16 protein-coding genes are annotated in these 25,032 nt (G+C 66.8%); 7 read left to right on the top strand and 9 right to left on the bottom strand.

Annotation, left to right across the window (positions count from 1 at the left end; translation table 11 throughout):
• The first annotated feature begins 15 nt into the window (after nucleotides 1-15).
• The 3 genes from RI032_RS03630 (at nucleotide 16) to RI032_RS03640 (ending at nucleotide 5,678) form a co-directional block, all read left to right on the top strand.
• On the top strand, nucleotides 16-1,047 hold the full coding sequence (locus tag RI032_RS03630; RefSeq protein ID WP_010483499.1) for a LacI family DNA-binding transcriptional regulator: 1,032 nt from the start codon (nucleotides 16-18) through the stop codon (nucleotides 1,045-1,047).
• Between the two features lie 131 nt (nucleotides 1,048-1,178).
• On the top strand, nucleotides 1,179-2,081 hold the full coding sequence (locus RI032_RS03635) for an ABC transporter ATP-binding protein (RefSeq protein WP_134957963.1): 903 nt from the start codon (nucleotides 1,179-1,181) through the stop codon (nucleotides 2,079-2,081).
• 12 nt (nucleotides 2,082-2,093) lie between these two features.
• Nucleotides 2,094-5,678 (top strand): ABC transporter permease/M1 family aminopeptidase, encoded by a 3,585-nt coding sequence (locus tag RI032_RS03640; protein WP_322547870.1) that lies wholly within the window; start codon nucleotides 2,094-2,096, stop codon nucleotides 5,676-5,678.
• A 133-nt stretch (nucleotides 5,679-5,811) separates the two neighbouring features.
• On the opposite strand, the gene RI032_RS03645 is transcribed toward RI032_RS03640, so the two are convergent.
• From RI032_RS03645 to RI032_RS03665, 5 genes are all read right to left on the bottom strand, one after another.
• Nucleotides 5,812-6,129, bottom strand: a complete 318-nt coding sequence (locus RI032_RS03645) for a hypothetical protein (RefSeq protein ID WP_322547871.1) — start codon at nucleotides 6,127-6,129, stop codon at nucleotides 5,812-5,814.
• Between the two features lie 141 nt (nucleotides 6,130-6,270).
• On the bottom strand, nucleotides 6,271-6,657 hold the full coding sequence (locus RI032_RS03650; protein WP_010483507.1) for an SseB family protein: 387 nt from the start codon (nucleotides 6,655-6,657) through the stop codon (nucleotides 6,271-6,273).
• A gap of 125 nt (nucleotides 6,658-6,782) precedes the next feature.
• A complete protein-coding gene (locus tag RI032_RS03655; protein ID WP_322547872.1) occupies nucleotides 6,783-8,507 on the bottom strand; it encodes an alpha-amylase family glycosyl hydrolase in 1,725 nt (574 codons plus the stop codon).
• Entirely contained in the window at nucleotides 8,507-9,994 is a 1,488-nt protein-coding gene (locus RI032_RS03660; protein WP_322547873.1) for an MFS transporter, read from the bottom strand. Before RI032_RS03660 ends, RI032_RS03655 begins: the two co-directional genes overlap by 1 nt.
• Nucleotides 9,991-12,183 carry a glucosidase family protein gene (locus RI032_RS03665; RefSeq protein ID WP_260364192.1) on the bottom strand — a complete coding sequence of 731 codons (2,193 nt, stop codon included), beginning with the start codon at nucleotides 12,181-12,183 and terminating at the stop codon, nucleotides 9,991-9,993. The genes RI032_RS03660 and RI032_RS03665 overlap by 4 nt, the downstream gene beginning before the upstream one ends.
• Nucleotides 12,184-12,420: 237 nt before the next feature.
• Here RI032_RS03665 and RI032_RS03670 point away from each other — a divergent pair, with 237 nt between their 5' ends.
• Nucleotides 12,421-14,475, top strand: coding sequence for a glycoside hydrolase family 97 protein (locus RI032_RS03670; protein WP_322548257.1), 2,055 nt, complete (start codon nucleotides 12,421-12,423; stop codon nucleotides 14,473-14,475).
• Between the two features lie 277 nt (nucleotides 14,476-14,752).
• Nucleotides 14,753-17,521 carry a TonB-dependent receptor gene (locus RI032_RS03675; RefSeq protein ID WP_322547874.1) on the top strand — a complete coding sequence of 923 codons (2,769 nt, stop codon included), beginning with the start codon at nucleotides 14,753-14,755 and terminating at the stop codon, nucleotides 17,519-17,521.
• Between the two features lie 183 nt (nucleotides 17,522-17,704).
• Here the strand turns inward: RI032_RS03675 and RI032_RS03680 are convergent, their stop codons facing one another.
• Entirely contained in the window at nucleotides 17,705-19,318 is a 1,614-nt protein-coding gene (locus RI032_RS03680) for an alpha-glucosidase family protein (protein WP_322547875.1), read from the bottom strand.
• A gap of 215 nt (nucleotides 19,319-19,533) precedes the next feature.
• Between RI032_RS03680 and RI032_RS03685 the strand changes: the two genes are divergently transcribed.
• Nucleotides 19,534-20,532 carry a polyprenyl synthetase family protein gene (locus tag RI032_RS03685; RefSeq protein WP_010483521.1) on the top strand — a complete coding sequence of 333 codons (999 nt, stop codon included), beginning with the start codon at nucleotides 19,534-19,536 and terminating at the stop codon, nucleotides 20,530-20,532.
• A gap of 182 nt (nucleotides 20,533-20,714) precedes the next feature.
• On the opposite strand, the gene RI032_RS03690 is transcribed toward RI032_RS03685, so the two are convergent.
• Nucleotides 20,715-21,500 (bottom strand): dienelactone hydrolase family protein, encoded by a 786-nt coding sequence (locus tag RI032_RS03690; RefSeq protein WP_049434513.1) that lies wholly within the window; start codon nucleotides 21,498-21,500, stop codon nucleotides 20,715-20,717.
• Nucleotides 21,501-21,633: 133 nt separating this feature from the next.
• Here RI032_RS03690 and RI032_RS03695 point away from each other — a divergent pair, with 133 nt between their 5' ends.
• Nucleotides 21,634-22,227: an SMI1/KNR4 family protein gene (locus RI032_RS03695; protein ID WP_322547876.1), complete on the top strand. Its 594-nt coding sequence runs from the start codon at nucleotides 21,634-21,636 to the stop codon at nucleotides 22,225-22,227.
• Nucleotides 22,228-22,287: 60 nt separating this feature from the next.
• On the opposite strand, the gene murD is transcribed toward RI032_RS03695, so the two are convergent.
• Both murD and murL read right to left on the bottom strand, forming a co-directional pair.
• A complete protein-coding gene (gene murD, locus RI032_RS03700) occupies nucleotides 22,288-23,697 on the bottom strand; it encodes a UDP-N-acetylmuramoyl-L-alanine--D-glutamate ligase (RefSeq protein ID WP_322547877.1) in 1,410 nt (469 codons plus the stop codon).
• A complete protein-coding gene (gene murL, locus RI032_RS03705) occupies nucleotides 23,678-25,030 on the bottom strand; it encodes a UDP-N-acetyl-alpha-D-muramoyl-L-alanyl-L-glutamate epimerase (protein WP_049455567.1) in 1,353 nt (450 codons plus the stop codon). Before murL ends, murD begins: the two co-directional genes overlap by 20 nt.
• Nucleotides 25,031-25,032 lie beyond the last annotated feature (2 nt).

Below are 25,032 nucleotides of genomic sequence, written 5' to 3' on the forward strand. Positions count from 1 at the left end.
CCCTTCCGCGCGCCCATGACGATCAAAGGCAAAGCCACCTCCCTGGACATCGCCCACCTGGCCGGGGTCTCCCAGCCCACCGTGTCGCGGGCCCTGCGGGGCAGCCCGATGGTCAATGCCGAGACCCGCGAGCGCATCCTGCGCATCGCCCGCGAGCTGAACTACAAGGTCGACAAGAACGCCTCCAGCCTGCGCCTGCGCAACGCCGGCACCCTGGCCCTGCTGTTCTTCGAGGACCCGACCAACGACGACTCGCTGATCAACCCGTTCTTCCATTCGATGCTGGGCTCGATCACCCGCGCCTGCGCGCTGCACGGGCAGGACCTGCTGGTCTCGTTCCAGCAACTGTCCACCGACTGGCAGGCCGATTACGAGGACAGCAACAAGGCCGACGGCATCATCCTGCTCGGCTACGGCGACTACCACGAATCGCGCGACCGCCTGCAGCGGCTGGTCGAACAGGGCACGCACTTCGTGCGCTGGGGCGCCGCCCTGCCCGGCCAGCCCGGTGTCTCGATCGGCAGCGACAACTTCCAGGGCGGGCATGACATCACCACCCACCTGCTGCAGCAGGGCTGCCGCCGCATCGCCTTCCTCGGCCATGCCTCCAGCCATTACCCCGAATTCCAGGAGCGCTACCGCGGCCATGTCGCGGCCCTGCAGGACCACGGCCTGGCCGCCGAACCGGCGCTGCAGCACGATGCGATCACCACCGAGGCTTCCGGCCAGGAGGCCTGCCAGGCGCTGCTGGCGCGCGGCGAACCGATCGATGCGATCTGCGCCGCCAGCGACCTGATCGCCATCGGTGCGATGCGCGCCCTGCGCGAGGCCGGGCTACGGGTGCCGCAGGACGTGGCGGTGACCGGCTTCGACGACATCCCGCTGGCGGCCTCGGTGTCTCCGGCGCTGACCACGGTCCAGCAGGACACCAAGCAGGCCGGCCAGCTGCTGGTGGAGCGCCTGCTGACGCTGATCGGCCGGCAACCGGTGGAGGGCCAGAGCATCCCGGTGAAGCTGGTGGTGCGGGAATCGTCGCTGCGCCGGTAAGCGCCACCAGACCTCCCGCCACGCCTCAACGTGCGACGGCGGAATTCTCCCCCCATGACCAACGGCGGATGCGCACGGAAGCCGATGCGCGGATAACGCGCAGACATCGCCCATGGAAAGGTGTACGTCGCATGCTGAAGATCGATTCGCTGTCCAAGACGTACGCCAACGGCGTGCATGCCCTCAACAACGTCACCCTGGACATCCCGCGCGGCATGTTCGGCCTGCTCGGTCCGAACGGCGCCGGCAAGTCGTCGCTGATGCGCACGCTGTCCACCCTGCAGGAAGCCGACAGCGGCACGGCCACCCTCACCATTCCAGGCGAGGCGCCGATCGACGTACTGCGCGACAAGGACGCGGTGCGCCGTCGGCTGGGCTACCTGCCGCAGGATTTCGGCGTGTACCCGAAAGTCAGCGCGCTGGACCTGCTGGAACATTTCGCGGTGCTCAAGGGCCTGACCCAACGCGCGCAGCGCCGCGAGGTGGTCGATGGACTGCTGCAGCAGGTGAACCTGTGGGACGCGCGCAAGCGCAAGCTCGGCACCTACTCCGGCGGTATGCGCCAGCGCTTCGGCATCGCCCAGGCGCTGCTGGGTGACCCGCGGCTGGTGATCGTCGATGAACCCACCGCCGGCCTCGACCCGGAAGAACGCAACCGCTTCCTCAACCTGCTGGCGGCCATCGGCGAGAACGTGGCAGTCATCCTGTCCACCCATATCGTCGAGGACGTGACCGATCTGTGCCCGACGATGGCGATCATGAACAAGGGCCAGGTGCTGCTGACCGGCCGCCCCAGCGAAGCGATCGACGCCCTGCAGCACCAGGTCTGGCGCAAGCAGGTCGATCCTTTGGAACTGGCCGACCACGAGGCACGCTACGTGGTGCTGTCCACCCGCCTGGTCGGTGGTCGCCCGGTGATTCACGTACACAGCGCCAATGACCCCGGCGACGGCTTCGCCGCCGTAGCCCCCGACCTCGAGGACGTGTACTTCCAGCGCCTGCGCCTGCAGGCCCGTGCCCGCGCGGCAGCCTGAGCGGAGCACGCCATGATCCTCAACTTCTTCCGCTTCGAGCTGCGCGAGCAGCTGCGCTCCCCGCTGCTGTGGCTGCTGGCCGGGCTGTTCGCCCTGCTTGCCTTCGCCGCCGCGTCCAGCGACGCGGTGCAGATCGGCGGTGGCGCCGGCAACGTGCACAGCAACGCGCCCACCGTGATCGCACAGATGCTGGGCATCTTCACCCTGCTCGGCATGCTGGTCACCGCGCTGTTCGTCAGCAACGCGCTGTTGCGTGACTTCGAACTGGGCACCGCCGAGCTGATCTTCGCCAGCCCGGTGAAACGCCGCGACTACCTGGCCGGGCGCATCGCCGCCGCCCTGGCGGCAGGCCTGCTGGTCTACGTGCTGATCGCGTTCGGCCTATGGCTGGCACCATTCATGCCGTGGGTCGATCCCGAACGCATGGGCCCGATCAGCTGGCATGGCTATGCGTGGACGTTCGCAGTCATCGTCATTCCCAACCTGTTGTTCACCACCGCGCTGCTGTCGCTGCTGGCGGCGCTGACCCGCTCGATCCTGTGGGTCTACATCGGCCTGGTGGCCTACCTGGTGCTGTATGGCGCCAGCGCGGCCCTGCTGCGCGACATCGACAACACGTGGATCGCGGTGCTGAGCGAACCGCTGGGCATGCGCGCACTGGGCCGCACGATCCGCTACTGGTCCACCGCCGAGCGCAACAACGGGATTCCCGAGCTGGCCGGTTACCTGCTGGCCAACCGCGCCCTGTGGTTGGGTGTGGCTGCCGTACTGTTCACCGCCACCTTCGCGCTGTTCCGCACCGAACGCAGCGGCAGTGGCCGTCGGCGCTGGGGCCGCAGGCCGGCGCAGCCGGTTGCCGATGCCGCCGGCATCCGCCCCAGCCGCGCGACACTGCCGCGCGTGGTACCGGCGTTCACTGCCACCACCGCGAGGCAGCAGTTCCTGCGCCAGGTCCGCTTCGATACACGCGGCGTCCTGCGCAGCGTGCCGTTCATCGTGCTGCTGGTACTGGGCCTGGCCAACTTCCTGCCCAGCGCGCTGTTCCGGCAGACCCTGTACGGCACCTCGATCTGGCCGGTCACCTCGCAGATGATCATGGGGCTGCAGGGCGCCTTCAGCTGGCTGCTGGTGATCATCGTGCTGTTCTTCGCCGGTGAGCTGGTCTGGAAGGAACGCAGTGCGCGCATCAATGAAGTGACCGATGCCATGCCGGTGCCGAACTGGGTGCCGCTGCTGGCCAAGTTCACCGCACTGCTGGCCGTGATCGTCTGTTTCCAGGCCGCCGGCGCGCTGGCCGCGATGGCCGTGCAGCTGGCCAAGGGCTACACGCATCTGGAGCCGCTGCTGTACCTGCGCAGCCTGGCGCTGGATTCGGTGGTCTACATCCTGATGGGGGGCCTGGCACTGGTGCTGCAGGTGCTCACCAACAACAAGTTCGTCGGTTACGCGCTGCTGATCGTGGTGATGATCGGTCAGGGTGTGCTGGGCATGCTCGACTACACGCAGAACCTGTACAACTTCGGCAGCTGGCCCAACGCACCCTATTCGGACATGAACGGCTACGGCCACTTCCTGACCGGGCAGCTGGCATTCCAGGGCTACTGGGCCCTGTTCCTGCTGACCTTGATGTGCCTGGCGTCGGCCTTCTGGGTACGGGGTGTCAGCCAGGGCCTGCGCCAGCGCCTGGCCCTGGCCGGCCGCCGCCTGCGTGGTCCGACCGGCGCCTTCGCCGCGGTGGCCGCGCTGGCGTTCGTTGGCGTGGGGAGCTGGCTGTACTGGAGCACCAACATCCGCAACGAGTTCCTTTCTCCGGACCAGCAGCTGGATCTGCAGGCCCGCTACGAGCGCGAGCTGTCGAAATACCGCAACCTGCCGCAACCACGCATTGTCGCCGTGGACAACCGCGTGGACCTGTTCCCGGAATCGCAGTCGATGGTGATCGATGCGAACTGGACGGTACGCAACACCCACGCCACGCCGATCCAGGACGTGCACGTCTCGATGGGCGATGACAAGCAGCTGATCGCGGTCGACCTGGGTGGGCAGACACTTTCGATGCATGACGCCGATCTCGGCTACCGCATCTACCGCCTGCAGAAACCGCTGCAACCGGGTGAAACCCGCAGCGTGCATTTCCGGGTGGTGCAGAAGCCCAACGGCATCACCGCCGGCCAGGCACCAAGCAACATCGTCGACAACGGCACCTTCTTCAACAGCCGCGTGCTGCCTTCCTTCGGCTACAACGAAGGCGCCGAGATCAGCGACCGCAACGAACGCCGCAAGCGCGACCTGGGCGAGCCGCGGCGCATGCCCAAGCTGGAAGACGAAGCCGCACGCGCCAACACCTACATCTCCAACGATGCCGACTGGCTCGACTTCCGCACCACGGTCTGCACGGCACCGGACCAGGTGGCGCTGGCCCCGGGGTACCTCCAGCATGAGACCACGGTCAACGGCCGGCGCTGCTTCAGCTATGCCATGGACCGGCCGATGCTGAACTTCTACGCCTATCTGTCGGCGCGCTGGGAGGTGCGCAAGGCAAAGTACAAGGACATCCCGATCGAGGTCTACTTCGACCCGGCGCACGGCTACAACGTGGACCGGATGATCGAAGCGGTGCAGAAATCGCTGGCCTACTACGAGGCGAACTTCACCCCGTACCAGCATCGCCAGGTGCGCATCATCGAGTTCCCGGGCTATGCGCGCTTCGCGCAGTCGTTCGCCAACACCATCCCCTACTCCGAGGCCATCGGTTTCATCGCCGACCTGCGTGACCCGGACAAGGTGGACTACGTGTTCTATGTGACCGCGCACGAGATCGCACACCAGTGGTGGGCGCACCAGGTGATTGGTGCCAACGTGCAAGGCGCGACGGTGCTGTCCGAATCGCTGTCGCAGTATTCGGCACTGATGGTGATGGAGCAGGAGTACGGCCGCCAGCACATGCGCCAGTTCCTCAAGCGCGAACTGGACGGCTACCTGTCCGGGCGTGGTGGCGAGGCCATCGAGGAACAGCCGCTGGAACGTGTGGAGAACCAGCAGTACATCCACTACCAGAAGGGTTCGCTGGTGTTCTACCGGCTGCGCGAGGAGATCGGCGAGCAGGCGCTTAACCGGGCATTGAAGCGTTTCCTGCAGGACAAGGGTTACCAGCAACCACCCTACACCACCTCGCGCGAACTGCTGGCCTACATCCGCGCCGAGACTCCGGCCGACCGCCAGCCGCTGGTTACCGACCTGTTCGAGAAGATCAGTTTCTACGACAACCGGGTGATGGTCGCCAGCGCCCGCAAGCGCGATGACGGCCGCTACGACGTGACCCTGGACCTGCATGCTGCCAAGCAATATGCCGACGGCAAGGGCCAGGAAAGCGACGGGAAGATGGATGACTGGATCGAGATCGGCGTGTTCGCCAACGGGCCTTCAGGCAAGGAACGCGACCAGAGAGTGCTGTACCTGCAGCGTCATCACATCACCAGCGCCGATCCGAAGATCACGGTGACCGTGGATGAAAAGCCGGATGAAGCGGGCTTCGATCCGTATAACAAGCTGATCGACCGGGTGAGCGACGACAACCGGCGCAAGGTGACGATGTGAGGCAACGTGGCGCCGGCCTGTGCGCCGGCGTTCCACGCAACACGTGTGGGCTTGGCTCGGCCTTGATGTTTGGCTTGGCCCTCCTGTAGTGCCGAGCCATGCTCGGCACATTGTCTACAGCAGCCGCGAAAATTCAGTGCACCGTGGCCTTCGGCCCCAGCAATGCCAGCAGCACATAGACCACGATCGAGGCGACGGTGCCGAACGCTGCCGGCAACCCGAACGCCCACGCCGAACGGCCCTGCTGGCGTGCCCACTGGGCCAGATGCCAGGCCGCGCCCAGGTTGATCAGCCAGGCAATGACGAACACCGGCCACAGCACCATGCCCACCGCGCGCAGCAGGGGCATGGACACCAGCGCGGCAGCGATCGCTGAGATCAGGAAGATCAGTGCGGAGCGGGAATGGCGTGATCGTGCTGGTGAGCCGGCAGGTAGTTCCCTCAATTCCATGGCAGAGCCTCGATCCTGGTGTCAACCAAAGGGGATCACGTACGGCACCCGAAGGGAAGCGTTCTGTAGGGTCGGGCCGTGCTCGACTGATCCGGCATTGCGCGAACGGCAGCCGAGCATGGGCTCGGCTCTACAGGACAATCAGCCTTGGGCGAAGTCCTTCAGGATCTCGCCGACGCCGCTGGGCGAGATCTCGAAGCCCAGCGGAGTGCCTGGGTTGATCACCACGCCGTAGCCCCCCGGCACGCGGCGCAGAACGTCCAGCATCAACCAGCGGATCTGGTGTTGGGCCTGCTGGCTGTAGATGCCCACCCGCGATGGATCGGTGAACACGGCCACGTGCAGGATGCCCTGCTTGTCGAACAGCAGCGGGTCGAAGCCGCTGCCGTCGGGCGTGACCAGGCTGCCGGTCAGCAGCACTACCTCGGAAGCGACGAAGGCCTCCATGAAGGCGCGGATCGGCACCGCCCCGTCCATCGCCGCCTTCAGCAGGGTTTCGATCGGGGTCTGCGGGGCGAGGTCGGTCATGGCGGTACGGCAGGGCGTGAGGGGGGCCTATTGTAGGGTCGAGCCTGCTCGACTGCTCGAAGAGCGTGCCAACCGAGGTTGGCACCCACCAGAGCGGTAGCGCCGGGCCATGCCCGGCGGCGCCCTCATCGTCCCAGACGCTGGTCCCGAGCCTTCTGGTCGGTCATCGCCTTGTCCAGCTCGGCCTGCAGCGCTGGCTGCTGCACGGCGGCATCCAGCACGTACACCTTCACGCCATGCGCGGGCACTTCGGCCTTCAGGGAGGCATCCACCTGCAACGAACCGCCGTCCAGCGCATCACGCCAGCGGCCCGCCTGGACGTAACGCGCCACGGTGAAGCTCCTGGCCTGGTCGCCCTTGTTCAGCAGCACCAGCGCGGTCTGCGCCACCTCGCCCTGCTGCAGCACACGGAAGAACACCGCCTCATCACCCTGCAGGCGCTCGTTCACCTGCAGGCCGCGCTGCAGCGCCGGGGTGGCTTCACGCAGTCGCGCGATACGCTGCAGCGGCGCGAAGATGGGGCTCTTCGGCGCCGCATCCACACGCGGCTGGCCGAAGTAGGCGCGGTTGCCGGCGTGCTCGGCGCGGCCACGCATGAAACCGGTCTCCGAGCCGTAATAGACCACCGGAATGCCGCGCGCGGTGAACAGCCAGTTGTGCGCATCGATGAAACCGCTGTCGCTGGCCTGCAGGCGCGGCATGTCGTGGTTGTCGTAGAAGCTCATCAGCTCGTACGGGTTGGCGTACGGCCCCCCGCTCAGGTGCAGCGGCTCGGCCAGCGTTTCAAAGCCCTTGCCGGCGGTGCCGAAGGTCTGCTCCAGTGCACCGCGCAGCGGGAAGTCGAGCACGCTGACATTGGCGTTGGCCGGCCAGGTGTGCTCGGCAATGGTCGCCGCGTTGTAGTCGAAGGCTTCGCCAAACATGAACATGCCCGGATGCTCGGCGCGGATGCGCTTGACGAATTCATGCCACCACGGGTGCGGCAGCCAGCCGATGGTGTCGATGCGCAACGCGTCCACGCCCTGCGCGGTCCACTGCAGGTAGGCGCCGACCAGGTACTCCATCACCGCCGGATTGTCCTGGTTGAAGTCGGACAGCTCGGCCAGGTTGCCATCGAAGATCGAGCCATCCTTGCTGTCGACCGGACCAACGTTGTTGTAGAACGCGTGCAGCGGGTTGTGCTTCGGATCCAGCTTCTGCGGGGGCAGGTTCTGGTGGTCGGCAATCAGTTTTCCATCCCTGTCGAAGATCTGGCCGAACTGTGGCTGCCGCGTCGGCATGGTCCAGGCCGGCGAACCGTGGTTGCCCACGATATCCAGCACCACCTTCAAGCCAGCACCGTGCAGCCCCTTGGTCAATCCGGCAAAGTCCAGGTCCTTGCTGGGCAGGTGTTCATCGAGTTTGTAGAAGTTGATGCCCCAGTAGCCGTGGTAGCCGGTCTTGCCACGGTCGGTCAGCGTGCTGGTGCAGCTGATCGGCTTGCTGCCGGTAAAGGCTTCGTCCGGGTTGTCCACGATCGGCGTGATCCACACCGCGCCGAACCCCAGATTGCGGATGTACTGCGCATTGTCGAGCACGCCGCGGAAATCACCACCGAGGTAACCGATGTTACCGTCCACCTTGTCCGGGCACGGCACCGGGATATCGAAGGTGCGGTGCTTGCCGCCCTGGTCGCGGTGATCGTTGGACGGATCGCCGTTGACGAAGCGGTCGGTGACCACGAAATACACCGCATCACTGGCGAACGGTTCGGTGGTACCGACGTAGTCCGGACGCGGCGCGGCCACCGCCTGACCAGCCAGCACCAGGGAAACAGCAACAGACAGCGCAACAGACAGCACACCACGCATCACACCACCTCCGGACGGGACGGAACCCGCAGCACGCACAGGCCGGCGACGAACAGGCTGCAGCCGCCCAGCACCAGCACATGCATCGGTTGACCACCCAGCCAGGCGCGCAGGGCAAAACCGAGCGCGCTGGCCGCGACCAGCTGCGGGATCACGATGAAGAAATTGAAGATGCCCATGTACACGCCCATCTTCGACGCCGGCACGCTGTCGGACAGCAGTGCGTAGGGCAGTGAGAGGATCGACGCCCAGGCGAAGCCGACGCCGACCATCGACAGCAGCAGCCAGTGCGGGTCGCGGATGAACATCAGCGAGACCAGACCGGCGCCACCCAACCACAGGTTGAGCAGGTGGCTCCAGCGCAGGCCGATGGCACGCACCATCGGTGGAATCAGTACCGCGGCCAGCGCAGCGAAGCCGTTGTAGGCGCCGAACAGTACGCCCACCCAGTTGGCGCCCTCGTTGTAGGCCGCCGTCTTCGGGTCGTCCGAACCGAAGTGGACACCGGCCACTGCGGCAGTGGTGTAGATCCACATGGCGAACAGCGCGAACCACGAGAAGAACTGCACCCAGGCCAGCCGCCGCATCGTGACCGGCATCGCCCGCAGGTCGCCCACGATGGCGGCCAGCATATGCGTGCCAGGCAACGCGCGGGCCACGGCCAGCAGCAGGCCGTAGCCGGCACACAGGCCGGCCAGCACGTACAGCATCCGGTCGCCCTGCCGCCACGCGATCAGCAGCGCCAGCAGCACGCCCAGCCCCAGCCATACGGCCACCTGCGTCCAGGGCGCCGGACCGCTGATCGTCGCCGCCGCGTAATGTGCCGGCGGCTCGGCATCATCGAACCCGGCCAGCTCCGCCGGTGAATATTCGCGGGTGCTGACCACCGTCCAGGTGATCGCCGCCAGCAGCACCACCGCGCCGAAGTAGAACGCATAGCGCACGGTGTCCGGCACTTCACCTGCGGCGGCCGTATTGGCGACGCCGAAGTGGGCCAGGATGAACGGCAGGAAGCTGGCGACGATGGCGCCCACGCCGATGAAGAAGCTCTGCATGGCATAGCCGGTGGGGCGCTGGCGTGGCGCCAGCTGGTCGCCGACGAAGGCGCGGAACGGCTCCATCGATACGTTGATCGAGGCATCCAGCACCCACAGCGTACCGGCAGCGATCCACAGCGTTGGCGAATTCGGCATCACCAGCAGGGCCAGCGTGGTCAGCACCGCACCGATCATGAAGTATGGGCGACGGCGCCCCCAGCGGGTCCAGGTGCGGTCGGACAGGTAACCGATCACCGGCTGCACCAGCAGGCCGGTCAGCGGCGCGGCGATCCACAATCCAGGTACCGCGTCGATGTCCGCGCCCAGCGTCTCGAAGATGCGGCTGGCGTTGGCGTTCTGCAGGGCGAATCCGAACTGGATGCCGAGGAAGCCGAAACATATGTTCCAGATCTGCCAGAACGACAGTTGTGGCTTGGCGGGACGATTCATCGTGCGTCCTCTTCCGCCGCCACCTGCGTCACCTTCAACGCCTGCACCTGCGCCTGGTTGAGCACGCCGTCGCGCCCGCCCTTTCCGCCGGTGTAGTGCGCGAAATGCTGCAGCGCGCTCATGTTGAAGCCTTCTTCAAGCGCGACCGTGCACGGCCCCTTGGGCACGGCGAACGTTGCCGAGGTCGAGTCCTGCACGGCCACGCTGTGCGGCATCGCAACCGTATGCCGCTGCAAAGGCTGGCCCGGGCACTGCAGCACCAGCTGCTTGACTGCAGCCGTGACGCCGGTGTTGATCGGCCCGTTCGGGTTGCGGTACTGCAGGCGCAGGCGCACCTGCCCGGCCTTGGCCGAGGTGAACTGCCAGCGTTCCTCACCCTTCAGCACCTGCTGCGGACCGACGCAGAGCATCGGGCTGTGCAGCGATTCCAACGTGCCTTCGCGCCGGGTCAGGCTGAGGCAATGCTGCAGGCCATCGTCGTTGATGCGCGCCACGCCGTTGCTGGCGGTGACCGCCTTGCCGTCCTTCCACAGCACCTGATCGGCTGCCACCGGAACGTTCCAGCCCGTGCCCTTGCGCGGGGCCTGCGGCGCAACCGGCGTGGCCGGCGCACGCACGTTGGCATCCGCAGTCGTGGCAGCGAAACCGGTTGCTGCCGGGGCGGCGACCAGCTGCACTGTCGTGGTGCTGCCACGCGTGGTAGTTCTGCCGGCCACCAGCAGGCCATCGCCCACATTCTGCGGGCGCTCCAGCACATAGCGCTTGCCGTTGGCTTCCAACGTGATACGGGAATGTGTGCCGAACAGTTCCGGCACCAGCGCGGCCGGCAGCTTGGGCTGCACGCGGCCATCGTCCTGCACGCCGAACACGCCTTCGGTGACCATGGCCAGATAGCCGGCCACCGACCACAGCTGGCGCTCGGAATTGACCACCGGCCCGCTCAGCGCGCCTTCGTCCACATGCACGGCCTGACTGACAAGCTCGTAGTTTTCCATGTTGGAACCGGCCAGCGCGGCGCCGCGCATCAGCGAACGGATCTCGGCGGCAATGCGCGGGACATCATCCAGCTGGCGCGCCGCGCGCAGCGAATAGGCGCTGACGAACGGCCAGATGGCGCGGTTGTGATAGATCGGCTGCTGCCCTTCCTGCGGCCAGACCACCGGACTGCCGGCCGGCCCGATCGGGTACGCCGCCAGCGCACGGCGCGCACGCCCGGTCGGCAGCACGTCGGCCAGGATACCCAGCGACAGGCCCAGCAGATCGACCTTGGCGTACGGCACCGGGTGCGCCGCTTCGCCGATGTAGCTCATGTACTGGCCCATGTCCTCCCGCCAGAAGCGCGCATCGATCTGCTGCGCCAACGCATCGGCCCACGCCTTGTACTCGTCCGCGCGGGCATCGCCGCGCTGGCCGGCCAGGCGTTCGGCCAGGCGCAGCGCCTGGTAGTGCAGTACGTTGGTGGACAGCGCGTAGGAATCACCGATGAAGCGCACGTCCTCGCGGGTCCAGTCCGGATAGGTCTGCTCGCGCCAGTCCAGGAACGAGGTCTCGCCGCGGTACAGGCCCACCTGCGCGTCGAACACCATCGCGCGGTCCTGGGCCAGCGTGCCCTGCAGCGCCTGCCAGACCTGATCGGCAAACGCCGGATCATCCAGCAGGTGGCGCGCGGCCAGGAACCACACCACGCGGTCGCTGCTGATCGGCCAGCTGCCGCCGGACCCGGTGTCCTGCGCCACGAACAGGCCGGGCGTGTGCCCGTCGCGCGCCGCCGACAGCTTGAACTGCAGCGACTGCCGGGTGCGCTGCGGGTCCAGCCGCGCCAACGCCAGATCGGCGGCGAAGCTGACATCGCGGGTCCACACATAGGGCCAGCGCGCGCCGGTCTGGAAGCACTCGCACGGCACCGGCCGGCCTTCGTCGAACGCAGGATCGCGAATCGCGTCCACACGGTCCTGGTCCATTTCCTGCTGGGCCAGCGCGAACAGCGCGTCGAACATCACGCTGCCGGTCTGGCTGCGCATCGGCATGGGCGCGATACGCACCTCACCTTTCGGCGCATGAAGTATGAAGCTGCCGTTGGCAGCGGCTTCGGCACGCGCATGGCGGCCGTCGAATTGCAGGTCGGCCGCCTGCGCGGTCGATCCCAGCGCTGCCCCCAGGGCAGCGGTCAGGCAAATGATCTTCAGCATCGAAGCGGCGGACCGGCTTGCGCCCGTCGGCCTCCCTCCCTCTCTGCACGCGTTGTAGGTCCGCACCGTCGTTGCCGGCGGGCGGGCACGGCCCCTCCCTCAAGGTGCCTTGGCCCCATGGTAGACGCGGGGCTGTCGGCTGCGTCCAGCTGCATACGTATTCATGGCGCCACGCGGTAGCGCGCCTGCTGTGCTGGCTTATGGTCCGGGTCTGCCAACGGCGCCTTGGGAGGGGAACTGCCGATGTCACCCACTGCTGTACGCGCGGCAATCGCGCACCTGCTCGGCCTGGCCCTGTTGGCCTGGGCCACGCTGGCACAGGCCGCGCCACAGGTCGCCAGCGTCGAATCACCCGGCAAGGTGCTGAAGGTCAGCCTGGTGCTGGACGGCGGCACCGCCCGCTACCGCGTCGAGCGTTTCGGCGAGCCCGTGGTGGAGGATTCGAAGCTCGGCTTCGCCCTGCGCGATGGCCGCCTGGACCGCGATTTCGCCCTGCTCGGCCAGCAGCGGCGCAGCGTCGACGACAGTTGGGAGCAGCCGTGGGGCGAGCGCCGGGTCACCCGCAACCACTTCAACGAGCTGACCGTGCAGCTGGCCGAGACCACGGGCAGCAAGCGGCGGCTGGATGTGGTGTTCCGCGTCTACGACGACGGCCTCGGCTTCCGCTACGTGTTCCCCGAGCAGCCGAACCTGCGCGAAGCGATCATCGATGACGAGCTGACCGAGTTTGCCATCGCACAGGATTCCACCGCCTGGTGGATTCCCGCCGGCGAACCGATCCATTACGAGTACCTGTACCAGCGTACCCCGCTGCGCGAAGTGCCGCAGGTGCATACGCCGATGACCCTGCGCAGCCGCGATGGCCTGCACGTGGCGATCCACGAGGCTGCGCTGGTGGACTACGCCGGCATGTGGCTGCGCCGCACCGAGGGCCAGCGCCTGCGCGCGCAGCTCTCGCCCTCGGCCGAAGGCTGGAAGGTGCGCCGTGCCCTCCCCTTCGCCACACCCTGGCGCACGCTGCAGGTTGCTGACCGCGCGGGTGGCCTGATCGAATCGGACCTGATCCTCAACCTCAACGAATCCAATGCGCTGGGCGACGTGAGCTGGGTGAAGCCCGCCAAGTACCTCGGGGTGTGGTGGTCGATGCACCTGGACAACGAGAGCTGGGCGACCGGGCCGAAGCATGCGGCCACCATCGCCAAGACGAAGAAGGTGATCGACTTCGCTGCTGCGCACGGCTTCCGCGGCGTGCTGGTGGAAGGCTGGAATCCGGGCTGGGACGGCATGTGGGTGGGTAATGGCTACAACTTTGATTTCACCCGCGCCACGCCCGATTTCGATATCGAAGCGCTGTCGGCGTATGGCCTGAAAAAGGGCGTGCACCTGATCGGCCACCACGAAACCGGCTGTGCCATCGAGCACTACGAGGATCAGTTGGGCGCCGCGCTGGACCTGTACGCACGGCTGGGGGTGGACCAGTTCAAGACCGGCTACGTCTGCGACGATGGCCAGGTCGACCGGCGAAATCCGGCTGGCGGCTCGCTCTGGCGCGAGTGGCACGACGGGCAGTTCATGGCCCGCCATCACCTGAAGGTGGTGCAGGAGGCCGCGCGCCGGCACCTGTCGGTGAACCCGCATGAGCCGATCAAGGACACCGGCCTGCGCCGCACCTACCCCAACTGGATCTCGCGCGAAGGCGCACGCGGCATGGAGTACAACGCCTGGGGCCAGCCGCCGAACCCGCCGGAGCACGAGGTCAACCTGGTGTTCACCCGGATGCTGGCCGGGCCGATGGATTACACCCCCGGCATCCTCAGCCTGAAGGGCCGCCACGGCCAGGCCATTCCCAGCACGCTGGCGCGCCAGCTGGCGCTGTACGTGGTGCTGTACAGCCCGATCCAGATGGCCGCCGACCTGCCCAAGCACTACCTGCAGCATCGCGAGGCGTTCCGCTTCATCGAAGACGTGGCGGTGGACTGGGAGCAGAGCCGCGTGCTCGATGGCGAGGTGGGCGACTACGTGACGATCGTGCGCCGCGACCGCAACAGCCGCGACTGGTTCCTCGGCAGCATCACCGATGAACACGGCCGCGTGCTGCCGGTGTCGCTGGGCTTCCTGGAACCCGGCGTGCGCTATCGCGCCGAGATCTACCGCGATGGCGAGGGCGCTGATTTCCGCAGCAACCCGTTCGCGTTCGCACGCGAAACCCGCGAGGTGACCAGCGCCGATGCAGTGACGCTGGTACTGGCACCGGGCGGTGGGCAGGCCATTCGCTTCACGCCTATCCGTTGAACGTCTTCCTGCCTGCGCGCCGCTGTAGCGCCCGAGACCACGCTCGGGCGGCGGTGCGCAGCACCGGAACGCAGCCGAGCATGGGCTCGGCTCTACAGAACGATGCACCTGAAAGCGATTACACCCCTGCAAACGGCATTGAATACGTATGCAGGGTGATTCCCGCGAAGAACGCGCTGCCTACCATAGCGGCGACGACAGCGGCCACCGCGTCGCACGTCCACGGTCACTCCGGGACGTTCACGAATCGATCTGCAACATTGCCTGGGAGGGGAAAATGTTGAACCACAAGCGCAGCGCGCTGAGCATCGCGCTGGCCGTTGTCCTGGCGCCGACGCTGGCGTCTGCACAGTCCACGCAGAGCACCACCACGCCGGCCGCCACCGCCGCCACCAACCTGGATACGGTGCAGGTCACCGGCATCCGCCGCGGCATCGAAAACGCGATCGCGATCAAGCAGGACGCCACCTCGGTGGTCGAGGCGATTTCCGCCGAAGACATCGGCAAGCTGCCCGACGTCAGCATCGCCGAATCCATCTCGCGCCTTCCCGGCCTGGCCGCCCAGCGCGTTGCCGGCCGTGCGCAGGTGATCAGCGTGCGCGGCCTGTCACCCGACTTCGCCACCACCCTGCTCAATGGCCGTGAAGTGGTCAGCACCGGCGACAACCGCGGTGTCGAGTTCGACCAGTACCCGTCCGAGCTGGTCAACGGCGTGACCGTCTACAAGACCCCGGACGCGGCCTTGGTCGGCCAGGGCCTGTCGGGCACCATCGACATGCAGACCGCACGCCCGCTCAGCTTCGGCGAGCGCGTGATCGCGGTCAGCGGCCGCTACCAGAAGAGCTCCCTGGGCCGCGCCGCCAACATCGATCCGTACGGCAATCGTTTCAGTGCCAGCTACATCGACCAGTTCTTCGACAACACCCTGGGCATCGCCATCGGTTACGCGCACAGCGACATGCCGATCCAGGAGAACCAGGTCGGCCTCTACGAGCCCTGGACCACCGAGCACACCGACAAGGGCGAGCGTCGCGGAATCGCGCCAGGCACCTACTTCACCGATGGCATCAAGGCGCTGCGCCGTACCGGCAACAACAAGCGCGACGGCGTGATGGCGACGATCCAGTTCCGCCCGAGCAACAGCTGGACCAGCACCTTCGACGCCTTCCACACCGAAGCCGAGCAGATCGACACCGCCAACCAGTTCGAGCTGAGCCTCAGTGGCAATGGCGAGGACAGCAACAATCCCAACGCGATCCTGCCGGTGTTCAGCAATGTCGGCCGCAATGCCGATGGCAGCTTCACCGGTGGCACGATCAGCAATGCGTACCCGCTGGTCCGCGGCATGTACAACAAGCGCAAGGACAAGATCGACGCGTTCGGCTGGAACAACGAGTTCAACGTCGGCGGCGTGAAACTGGTCGCCGACCTGAACTACTCGAAGGCGACCCGCCGCGAGATCAACCTGGAAAACAACCTGCAGCTGGTGCCGCGCCCGCAGTTCGATACGATCGGCCTGGTGGTGAACAACAACAGCTTCTCGCAGATCACGCCGGGGCGCGACTATTCCAATCCGGACAGCCTCTTCCTGACCAATACGATCTATGGTTCCGGCTACGGCAAGGTGCCGGAAGTTGAAGACCGCTTGAAGGGCGCCAAGCTGGCGGCGACGCTGCCGGTTCCTGAAGCCATGTCCAGCTGGTTCTCGGATGTGGACGTGGGCGTGAACTATGCCGACCGCCGTAAGCAGAAGGCCCAGGCCGAAGGCAGCATCCTGCTCGGTGCTCAGGGTGAATCCACCATCGCCCCGGACCTGCAGTACCGCCCGGTCAACCTCGGTTTCGCCGGCATCGGCTACATCCCCTCGTGGAACGTGCCGGCGGCGGTGGGTCGCTACATGACCTTCAACCCGGTCGACAACCTGGACTACCTGATTCCCAAGTCGTGGACGGTCGAGGAGAAGATCACCACCGCGTGGGCACGCCTGAACATCAACACCGACATCGGCGTGGTCGGCGTGCGCGGCAATATCGGCGTGCAGATGCAGCACACCGACCAGAGCTCGGATTCGCGCTACTGGGACAGCTCGCAGCCGGTGGGCAGCAACATCCAGCCCTTCTCTGCCGGCAAGACCTACAAGGATTGGCTGCCGAGCTTGAACCTGGTGTTCATGTTCCCGCACCAGCAGACGCTGCGCTTCGCCGCCGCCAAGCAGGTCGCGCGCCCGCGCGTGGACCAGATGCGTGCCGGCCTGGAATTCGGTGTGGATACCAACAACGGCCGCCCCGGTGGCAGCGGCGGCAATCCGCTGCTGGATCCGTGGCGCGCGACCGCGCTGGATCTGTCCTATGAGAAGTACTTCGGCGAGAAGGCCTACGTCGCAGCGGCGATCTTCTACAAGGACCTGAAAAGCTACGTCTACACGCAGTCGGTGGACAACTACGACTTCAGCGGCCTGCTGGGCAACTACGTGCCGCCACCGGGCATGACCGCACCGGTGCTGACCACCGGCACCTTCTCCACGCCGCAGAACGGCAAGGGCGGCACGTTGAAGGGGCTGGAACTGACCGGGTCGTTCCCGCTGGAGATGCTGACCGACAGCCTGCGTGGCTTCGGCGTGCAGGCCAGCGCGACCTTCAACAAGAGCGACATCACCATCCTGGATCCGGAAAGCGCCTCCAGCGTGGGCAGTGACCCGATCAGCCTTCCCGGCCTGTCCAAGCGTGTCTACAACTTCACCGCCTACTACGAGCGCAGTGGCTTTGAAGCACGCGTGAGCCAGCGCCGCCGCTCGGACTTCATTGGTGAGATCGGCAACTTCAACGGCAACCGCACGCTGCGTTACGTGGTGGGCGAGAACGTGACCGATGCACAGGTCAGCTACACCTTCAGCGACAGCAGCAGCCTGCGTGGGCTGACCCTGCTGCTGCAGGGCAGCAACCTGACCAACGAGCCGTACCGCACCTACGCCGGCAGCAAGGATCGCCCGCTGGAGTACATCGAGTGGGGCCGCACCTACATGCTGGGCGTGAACTACAAGTTCTGATCACGACCGGGTAGTGCCGGCCGCTGGCCGGCAACCCATGGGTAGCAGGACCGGAAACCCGCTGCGCAGGCAGCGGGTTTTCCTTTGCGCGGATGCCGGCCGTTGGTCGGCCAGGCCCACCCACAAAAAAGGGACGGGGCGCTTCGGCCCCGTCCCCGCAAGTACCGCCACCGGAGAAAACGGTCAGCTGCGTCGGGCGCAATACACCGCGCGCGGCGGCAGCTGGAGTTCATTGCCCTGCACCGTGCTCGCATCCGGGCCCGGTACCGCCACCTGCTGCCAGTTGCCCGGCGGCAGCGGATGGCTCACCGCCTCGGCCGACAGGTTGAAGGCCAGCAGGAGGGTTTCATCTGCAAGCATACGCTCGAACAGCAGCACTGGCTCGGCACTGTCGATGAATCGGATGCTGCCATGCAGGAGCGCCGGCTGGCTATGCCGCCAGGCCAGGAACCCCCGGAACGCGGCCAGGACCGAGTCCGGGTCGCGCTCCTGCACCGCCACGGCCGCGGCGCGGTGCTCGGCCGGGATCGGCAGCCACGGCTGGCCGGACGTGAAACCGGCCAGCGGCGCATCGGTCCACGGCATCGGCGTGCGGCAGCCATCACGGCCCTTGAAGTTCGGCCAGAAGGTGATGCCGTAGGGGTCCTGCAGGGCCTCGAACGGCACCTCGGCCTCGGCCAGGCCCAGCTCCTCGCCCTGGTACAGGCAGACCGAGCCGCGCAGCGAGCACAGCAGCGCCACCAGCATCCGCGCCAGGCGCGGGTCGGCCGGGTGGCCGCCCCAGCGGCTGACCGCCCGCTCCACGTCGTGATTCGAAACCGCCCAGCACGGCCAGCCTTCGGTCATCGCCGCTTCCAGGCGGGAGACCGTGTCGCGGATATAGGCCGCGCTGTAGTCGTCCACGAGCAGCTCGAAGCTGTAGCCCATGTGCAGGCGGCCGTCCCGGGTGTACTCGGCGGTGGTGGCCAGCGAGTCCTCCGAGGAGATCTCGCCCAGGCTCACCGCGCCCGGGTACTCGTCCAGCAGCGCGCGCAGGCGCTCCAGGAAGGACAGGTTCTCCGGCTGGGTGTTGTTGTAGTAGTGGTACTGGTACGCGTACGGGTTGTCCGGGCTGAAGCCGCGGCCCACGCGCTTGTCGGCGGGCTTTGGCGGGTTGTCGCGCAGCTGCGCGTCGTGGAAGCAGAAATTGATGGCGTCCAGGCGGAAGCCGTCCACGCCGCGGTCCAGCCAGAAGCGCACGTTGTCCAGGGTGGCCTGCTGCACGTCCGGGTGGTGGAAGTTCAGGTCCGGCTGGTCGACCAGGAAGTTGTGCAGGTAGTACTGCTCACGGCGCGGCTCCCACTGCCAGGCGCCGCCGCCGAACAGCGACAGCCAGTTGTTGGGCGGGGTGCCGTCCTCGCGCGGGTCGGCCCAGACGTACCAGTCCGCCTTCGGATTGCTGCGGTCCTGGCGGCTCTCGCGGAACCAGGCGTGCTCGATCGAGGTATGGCTCAGCACCTGGTCGATCATCACCTTCAGGCCCAGGCCGTGGGCCTTGGCCAGCAGCCGGTCGAAGTCGTCCAGGCTGCCGAACAGCGGGTCGACGTCGCGGTAGTCGGCGATGTCGTAGCCGAAGTCGGCCATGGGGGACTTGAAGAACGGCGAAATCCAGATCGCGTCCACGCCCAGTGCGGCGATGTGGTCCAGCCGCTCGATGATGCCCGGCAGGTCACCCACCCCGTCGCCGTTGGCATCGAGGTAGCTGCGCGGGTAGATCTGGTAGATGACGGCTCCGCGCCACCATGGATAGTGCGACATCGACAGCCCCCCTCCGGGCATGCAGGGCCCACCGGAAGCGGGCCGAAATCCTGTTCCGGCAAGCTTAGCGGTGGCCTCCGGGGCATGGCGCAGCCTGCATACGTATTCACGCTGGCCGCTGGCGTGACCACGCCGCAGCGGCGTGCCAGTCCGGTTTGCGCCCGGAGTTCACGGGCAACGCCTATAATCAACGGCGAGCCTGAAAGCCTGATCGCATGACCATCACCGAAGACACCCGTCCCGCCCTGGGCCTGCCCCAGATCCAGTCGCTTGCTGCGGCCGACATGGCCGCCGTCGACGCCCTGATCCGGCGCCGGCTGTCCTCGGACGTCGTGCTGATCAACCAGATCGCCGATCACATCATTTCCGCCGGCGGCAAGCGCCTGCGCCCGATGCTGGTCATGCTGGCCGGCCATGCGGTCGGCCAGGCCGGCCCGGATCACCACCAGCTGGCGGCAATCATCGAGTTCATCCACACCTCCACCCTGCTGCATGACGACGTGGTGGACGAATCCAGCCTGCGCCGTGGCCGCAGCACCGCCAACGCGCTGTGGGGCAATGCACCGAGCGTGCTGGTCGGCGACTTCCTGTACTCGCGCAGCTTCCAGCTGATGGTCGAACTGGAGCGCATGTCGGTGATGCAGATCCTGGCCGATGCCACCAACCGCATCGCTGAGGGTGAGGTGTTGCAGCTGCTGCACGTGCACAACCCCGATACCGACGAAGCCGCGTACCTCCGCGTGATCGAGCGCAAGACCGCGGTGCTGTTCGCCGCCGGCACCCGCCTGGGCGCGCTGGCCAGTGGCGTGGACGAAGCCAAGCAACAGGCCCTGTTCGACTACGGCATGCACCTGGGCTACGCGTTCCAGATCGCCGACGACGTGCTGGACTACTCGGCCAACGCCGACGAGCTGGGCAAGAACCTGGGCGATGATCTGGCCGAAGGCAAGGCGACGCTGCCGCTGATCCACGCGATGGCCCATTCCGACGACGCCACCCGTGAGCGCCTGCGCACCATCGTGCAGGACGGCGATGCCTCGGCGATGCCGGAAGTGCTGGCCGCGATCCGCGCCACCGGCGGCCTGGAGTACAGCCGCGCGCGTGCGGAGGAATACGCCGAAGCCGCCGAGCGCGCGCTCGATGGCCTGGGCGACAACGACGCGGTCGCCGCCCTGCGCGGCCTGGCCCGCTACGCGGTGCAGCGCTCGCATTGATCGATTGAGGTGTGCCGACCAACGGTCGGCACCTACCGCGGCTGTGGGTGGATGCCGACCATTGGTCGGCACTGGAACATGGGTGGGTGCCAACCTTGGTCGGCACTGGAACATCGGTGGGTGCCAACCTTGGTCGGCACTGGAACATCGGTGGGTGCCAACCTTGGTCGGCACGCCTTTGTTTACCGGAACCGCTCCTCGAAGAACTCATCCAGCGCCTTCCATGCGCGCTTGGCCGCCCGTTCGTTGTACTGGCAGCCCGGCGGACTGTTGGCATCGCGCTCGGCAAAGCAGTGCACCGCACCACTGTAGTTGGTGAACTCCCAATCGACCTTGGCCGCGTTCATTTCCTTCTGGAAACCGGCGATGTCCTCGGCGGTCACGCTCTTGTCGTCGGCGCCATTGAGCACCAGCACCGACGGATGGCTGCCACCGGCCTGCGCCGGCAACGGCGAGCCCAATCCACCGTGCAGGCTCACCACACCGGCCAGCGGCGCACCGGCCCGGGCCAGCTCCAGCACCGTGGTGCCGCCAAAACAGAAGCCCACCGCGCCGATCCGGCTGGCATCCAGCGGCACCTTGCCGGCCTGCGCCTTGAGCACGTTCACCGCCTCCAGCGCGCGGGCACGCAGCAACGGCCGGTCGTTGCGCAGCTTGGTCGCCACCGGCCCGGCCTCGGCATCGGTCTTCGGCCGCACACCCTTGCCGTAGACATCGGCCACCAGCACCACGTAGTCGTCACCGGCCAGCTGCTTGGCCTTCTCGATGGCCGATTCGTTCACGCCCTTCCAGTTCGGCACCATCACCAGGCCAGGGCGCTTGTCATGCTCGCCGTCGTCATAGACCAGCACGCCACTGAAGGTCGTGCCCTGGTGTTTCCATTCCACCGGCTGCGTCTTCATCGCCGCCCACGCCGGCATCGCCGCCAGCCCCAGGATCACCGCCACACCGCATCGCCAACGATTCATGCGCCTGCTCCGCAAGAAAAAGGGGACGGAGGGGATTAAGCCGTAATAGCCCCTCCCGCGTCGCATTCTGCATTGGCGGCGTGACGCAGGTGTGGTTGGATACGACTTAATCCCCTCCGTCCCCTTTTTTCGCATGAATCTTGTTGATCGCTTTCTGTCTGGCCTGATCCCGCGTTTGCCTGCCGAGGATGCCCCGCAGTGGGCACATGTCCAGGGCGCCAGCGCCGAAGACCTGCAGCGCCTGCGTGTGCAGTGGCCGCAGGTGCCGGGCAGCCTGGTGGAGCTGCTGTCGCGCGTGGATGGCACCCACTACCGGGAGTACCCCGCGGGCAAGGTCTGCGTGCTGATGCTCGGCTCGGATGTCGAGGACGGCGGCTATCCGTACTACCTGCAATCGGTCGCGCAGATCTTCGAGGACCAGCAGCGGTGGGACGACAGCATCCGTTCCATCTACGAAGAGTGGCTGGATGACGAGCCGGAGATTCTCGGCGAGGGCATCGATGCGGATCTGCCGATGAGCCGCCGGCTGTGTTTCTCGCACTGCATGAACAACGGTGGCACCTCGATGCTGTATCTGGATTTCGCTCCGGCACCGGGCGGCACCGTCGGCCAGGTGGTGCGCTACCTGCACGATCCGGACAGCTACGCGGTGATCGCACCGAGCTTCGATGCGTACCTGCAGCAGCTGATCGATGGCGATTACGCGTTCATCGACGAAGACCAGTAGATCCACGCCATGTGTGGATGAATTCCCCGCTGGGTTGCCGGCCAGCGGCCGGCACTACCCTCAGGCGATGCCCAACCCCGGAATCGCGCTGATGCTGTCCGGGTCGAATCCGGCCAGTTCGGCGAAATGGCGACCACGCGCCACGTAATCGCGGTAGGCACCAAAACTGGGCGCGCCCGGCGACAGCAGCACCACCCCGCCCTGCGCGCCCAGCGCCGTGCGCGCCAACGCCATCGCCTCGGCAAGATCGCCCGCAGCGTGCAGGCCGAAGCGGCCGGCGTCGGCCAGCGGCTGCAGCATCGCGTGGATGCGCGGGCCGTTGCTGCCCATGGTCACGATCTCCACCGGCGGCACATCGTGCGCCATGTGCTGCATGAAGTCGGTCCAGTCCAGGCCACGGTCGTGCCCGCCCACCAGCAGCGCGATGCGCTGCCCGGCGAAGCACTCCAGCGCGGCCAGGCTGGCATGCGGCGTGGTGCTGATCGAATCGTTGACGTAGGTCAGGCCATCGGCCACGCCAATGCGCTGCAGGCGATTCGGCAGCGGGCGGAAATCCTGCACCGCCGGTGCCAGCGCCACCGCGTCCAGGCCCAGCGCTTCCAGTGCAGCCAGCACCGCGCACAGGTTGCCGCGGTTGTGGCGGCCCGGCAGCGGCGTGTTGCGGGTATCGAATACGGGCTGCTCGCCGCGATGCACGATGTCAGCGCGCATGTGCCACCCCTGCGGCTGGTTGAACCAGACCACCTCACTGTCGGGCAACGACAGCGCGGCCAGATGCGGATCGGCGGCATTGAGCACGGCGATGCGCGGCGCAGCTTCAGTCACCAGCCGCAGCTTGTCTTCGATGTAACGTTGTTCGCTGCCGTGCCAGTCCAGGTGTTCGGGGAACAGGTTCAGTACCACCGCCACCTGCGGATGAGCGCCACTGCGCGCCACTTCACCGGTCTGGTAACTGGACAGTTCCACCGCCCAATACTCGGGTGCCGGCTGCGGATCCAGCACTTCCAGCAGCGGCAGGCCGATGTTGCCGACCAGGCCGGTACGATGACCGGCGGCACGCAGCAGGTGCGCGACCAAGGCGGTGGTGGTGCTCTTGCCCTTGGTACCGGTCACGCACACGGTGTCGTGCACGATGCCGTCGTCGGCCGCGTGTTCGGCAAACCACAGCGCGGTGCCGCCGATGAAGGTGGTGCCCTGCTCTGCCGCCGCCAGCGCGATCGGCTGGTAAGGGCTGATGCCGGGCGACTTGATCACCACATCGAACGCGGCCAGCGCATCGGCCGAGGGTTCGCCACGCACGTCCAGCGCGCCCTGCGTTTCCGCACGCGCGGCTTCGGCTTCAGCGGCCGGGCAGAACAGGCTCAGGCCAAGCGTTGGCAGGCGCTCACGCAGCACCGCAAACGCGGCGCGGCCCTCACGGCCCCAGCCCCACAGCGCAACGTGCTTTCCCTCAAGCTTCGAAATCTTCACGGACCCGTTCCCACAGCGCAGCCGGAACGCGGTGCTCGCCCTGCAGCTGCAGCAGCGGCGCCAGTTCCAGTTCGGCGGCATCCAGCTGCGGCTGGATCTCGTTGCAGAAGCGCTTCACCAGCACATCTTCCTTCCACTCCGGGCGCTGCGCCAGGGTCGCCATCGCTGCACGCGATTCGCGGCCCTCGCCCACGCACTCGAACGGCTTGTGGTCCTGGAATTCCAGCAGCGCGTCGAAGCCACCGGCCTGTTCGGCATCGTCCAGCAGATTGCGGCCGAAGATGCGCACCAGGCGCGTCTTCGGCATGAACGGGGCCAGCGCCAGGAACACGAAGTGGCACTTCGGGCAGACGCCGCACCAGCGGTTCACCGGGCGCTCGCCGAGGATGTGGAAATTGCGGTTGCAGCTGGAGAAATGCGCGTCGTAGAAGTCGGTCTTGGCGAACTGGCGGGCCACCGCCAGCTCCGACATCGGGCGCAGCAGCGAGTAGTACTGCAGGTCCGCCGCGACGTGCGCCTGCACATGGCTGCCGAACGCCTGCTCGAACGCCCAGCCCTTGGACCACTGGTGATTCACTTCGCCGGTGCCCGGAATCTGGCTGCCGTAGCTGGCCGAACGCTCGTTGGAGAACACCACCTGGTCCACGCCCTGCAACAGCGCGGACAGCACCATGATCGCCGAGTTCACCGCAGTGACCGGGATATGCCCGTTCCACGCGCCCTGGCGGTTGAGCTCGAACAGTTCCGGCGCCAGCGCGCGGCCCAGGTTCAGGATCGGCAGGCCGGTGCGCTCGGCGCAGGCACGGATCAGTTGCGAACCACCGATCCAGGTCACCGTTTCGTCCACGCCGGCACGGCGCAGCGCTTCGATGCTGACCAGCGAATCCTTGCCGCCGCCGATCGCCACCAGTGCGTGCGGCTGCAGGCCCAGCACCGGTGCCTGCACCGCTTCGCCCTGCACCGGCAGGCGGAAACGCCCGCGCAGGTTCAGGCCGTTGCGGTAGGCGAACTCGCCCAGGCCATTGAGGTAGACCGTCTCCACCAGCGCCGCGGTATCGGCATCGATGGCATAGCTGTCGATGCTGACCGTCTCCGGCACGCCGGCCTTGTAGTAGCTGACACCGGCAATCAGGTGCAGCAGCTGCAGCGCACGCTGCACGGCGGCGGCACGCGCCTCGTCCAGCACGAACGGGGCGCCTGGCACGGTGATGGTTTCCACCATCTCCGGGCCGTCATCGAAGGCGTAGACCAGCTTGGCCACGCCGGTCTCCGCAGCGAATTCGCAGCGGACGAAGCGGAAGCGGGAAACCTGGTGTTTGTCGAAAGCAGTCATGG

Origin of the sequence: Stenotrophomonas geniculata (assembly GCF_034508895.1) — a bacterium.
Lineage (GTDB): Bacteria > Pseudomonadota > Gammaproteobacteria > Xanthomonadales > Xanthomonadaceae > Stenotrophomonas > Stenotrophomonas geniculata.

Excerpts from the sequence above, each read along its gene's own strand:
- RI032_RS03630 (WP_010483499.1), top strand. The coding sequence starts at position 16 with ATGACGATCAAAGGCAAAGCCACCTCCCTGGACATCGCCCACCTGGCC.
- RI032_RS03635 (WP_134957963.1), top strand. The coding sequence starts at position 1,179 with ATGCTGAAGATCGATTCGCTGTCCAAGACGTACGCCAACGGCGTGCAT.
- RI032_RS03640 (WP_322547870.1), top strand. The coding sequence starts at position 2,094 with ATGATCCTCAACTTCTTCCGCTTCGAGCTGCGCGAGCAGCTGCGCTCC.
- RI032_RS03645 (WP_322547871.1), bottom strand. The coding sequence starts at position 6,129 with ATGGAATTGAGGGAACTACCTGCCGGCTCACCAGCACGATCACGCCAT.
- RI032_RS03650 (WP_010483507.1), bottom strand. The coding sequence starts at position 6,657 with ATGACCGACCTCGCCCCGCAGACCCCGATCGAAACCCTGCTGAAGGCG.
- RI032_RS03655 (WP_322547872.1), bottom strand. The coding sequence starts at position 8,507 with ATGCGTGGTGTGCTGTCTGTTGCGCTGTCTGTTGCTGTTTCCCTGGTG.
- RI032_RS03660 (WP_322547873.1), bottom strand. The coding sequence starts at position 9,994 with ATGAATCGTCCCGCCAAGCCACAACTGTCGTTCTGGCAGATCTGGAAC.
- RI032_RS03665 (WP_260364192.1), bottom strand. The coding sequence starts at position 12,183 with ATGCTGAAGATCATTTGCCTGACCGCTGCCCTGGGGGCAGCGCTGGGA.
- RI032_RS03675 (WP_322547874.1), top strand. The coding sequence starts at position 14,753 with ATGTTGAACCACAAGCGCAGCGCGCTGAGCATCGCGCTGGCCGTTGTC.
- RI032_RS03680 (WP_322547875.1), bottom strand. The coding sequence starts at position 19,318 with ATGTCGCACTATCCATGGTGGCGCGGAGCCGTCATCTACCAGATCTAC.
- RI032_RS03685 (WP_010483521.1), top strand. The coding sequence starts at position 19,534 with ATGACCATCACCGAAGACACCCGTCCCGCCCTGGGCCTGCCCCAGATC.
- RI032_RS03690 (WP_049434513.1), bottom strand. The coding sequence starts at position 21,500 with ATGAATCGTTGGCGATGCGGTGTGGCGGTGATCCTGGGGCTGGCGGCG.
- RI032_RS03695 (WP_322547876.1), top strand. The coding sequence starts at position 21,634 with ATGAATCTTGTTGATCGCTTTCTGTCTGGCCTGATCCCGCGTTTGCCT.
- murL (WP_049455567.1), bottom strand. The coding sequence starts at position 25,030 with ATGACTGCTTTCGACAAACACCAGGTTTCCCGCTTCCGCTTCGTCCGC.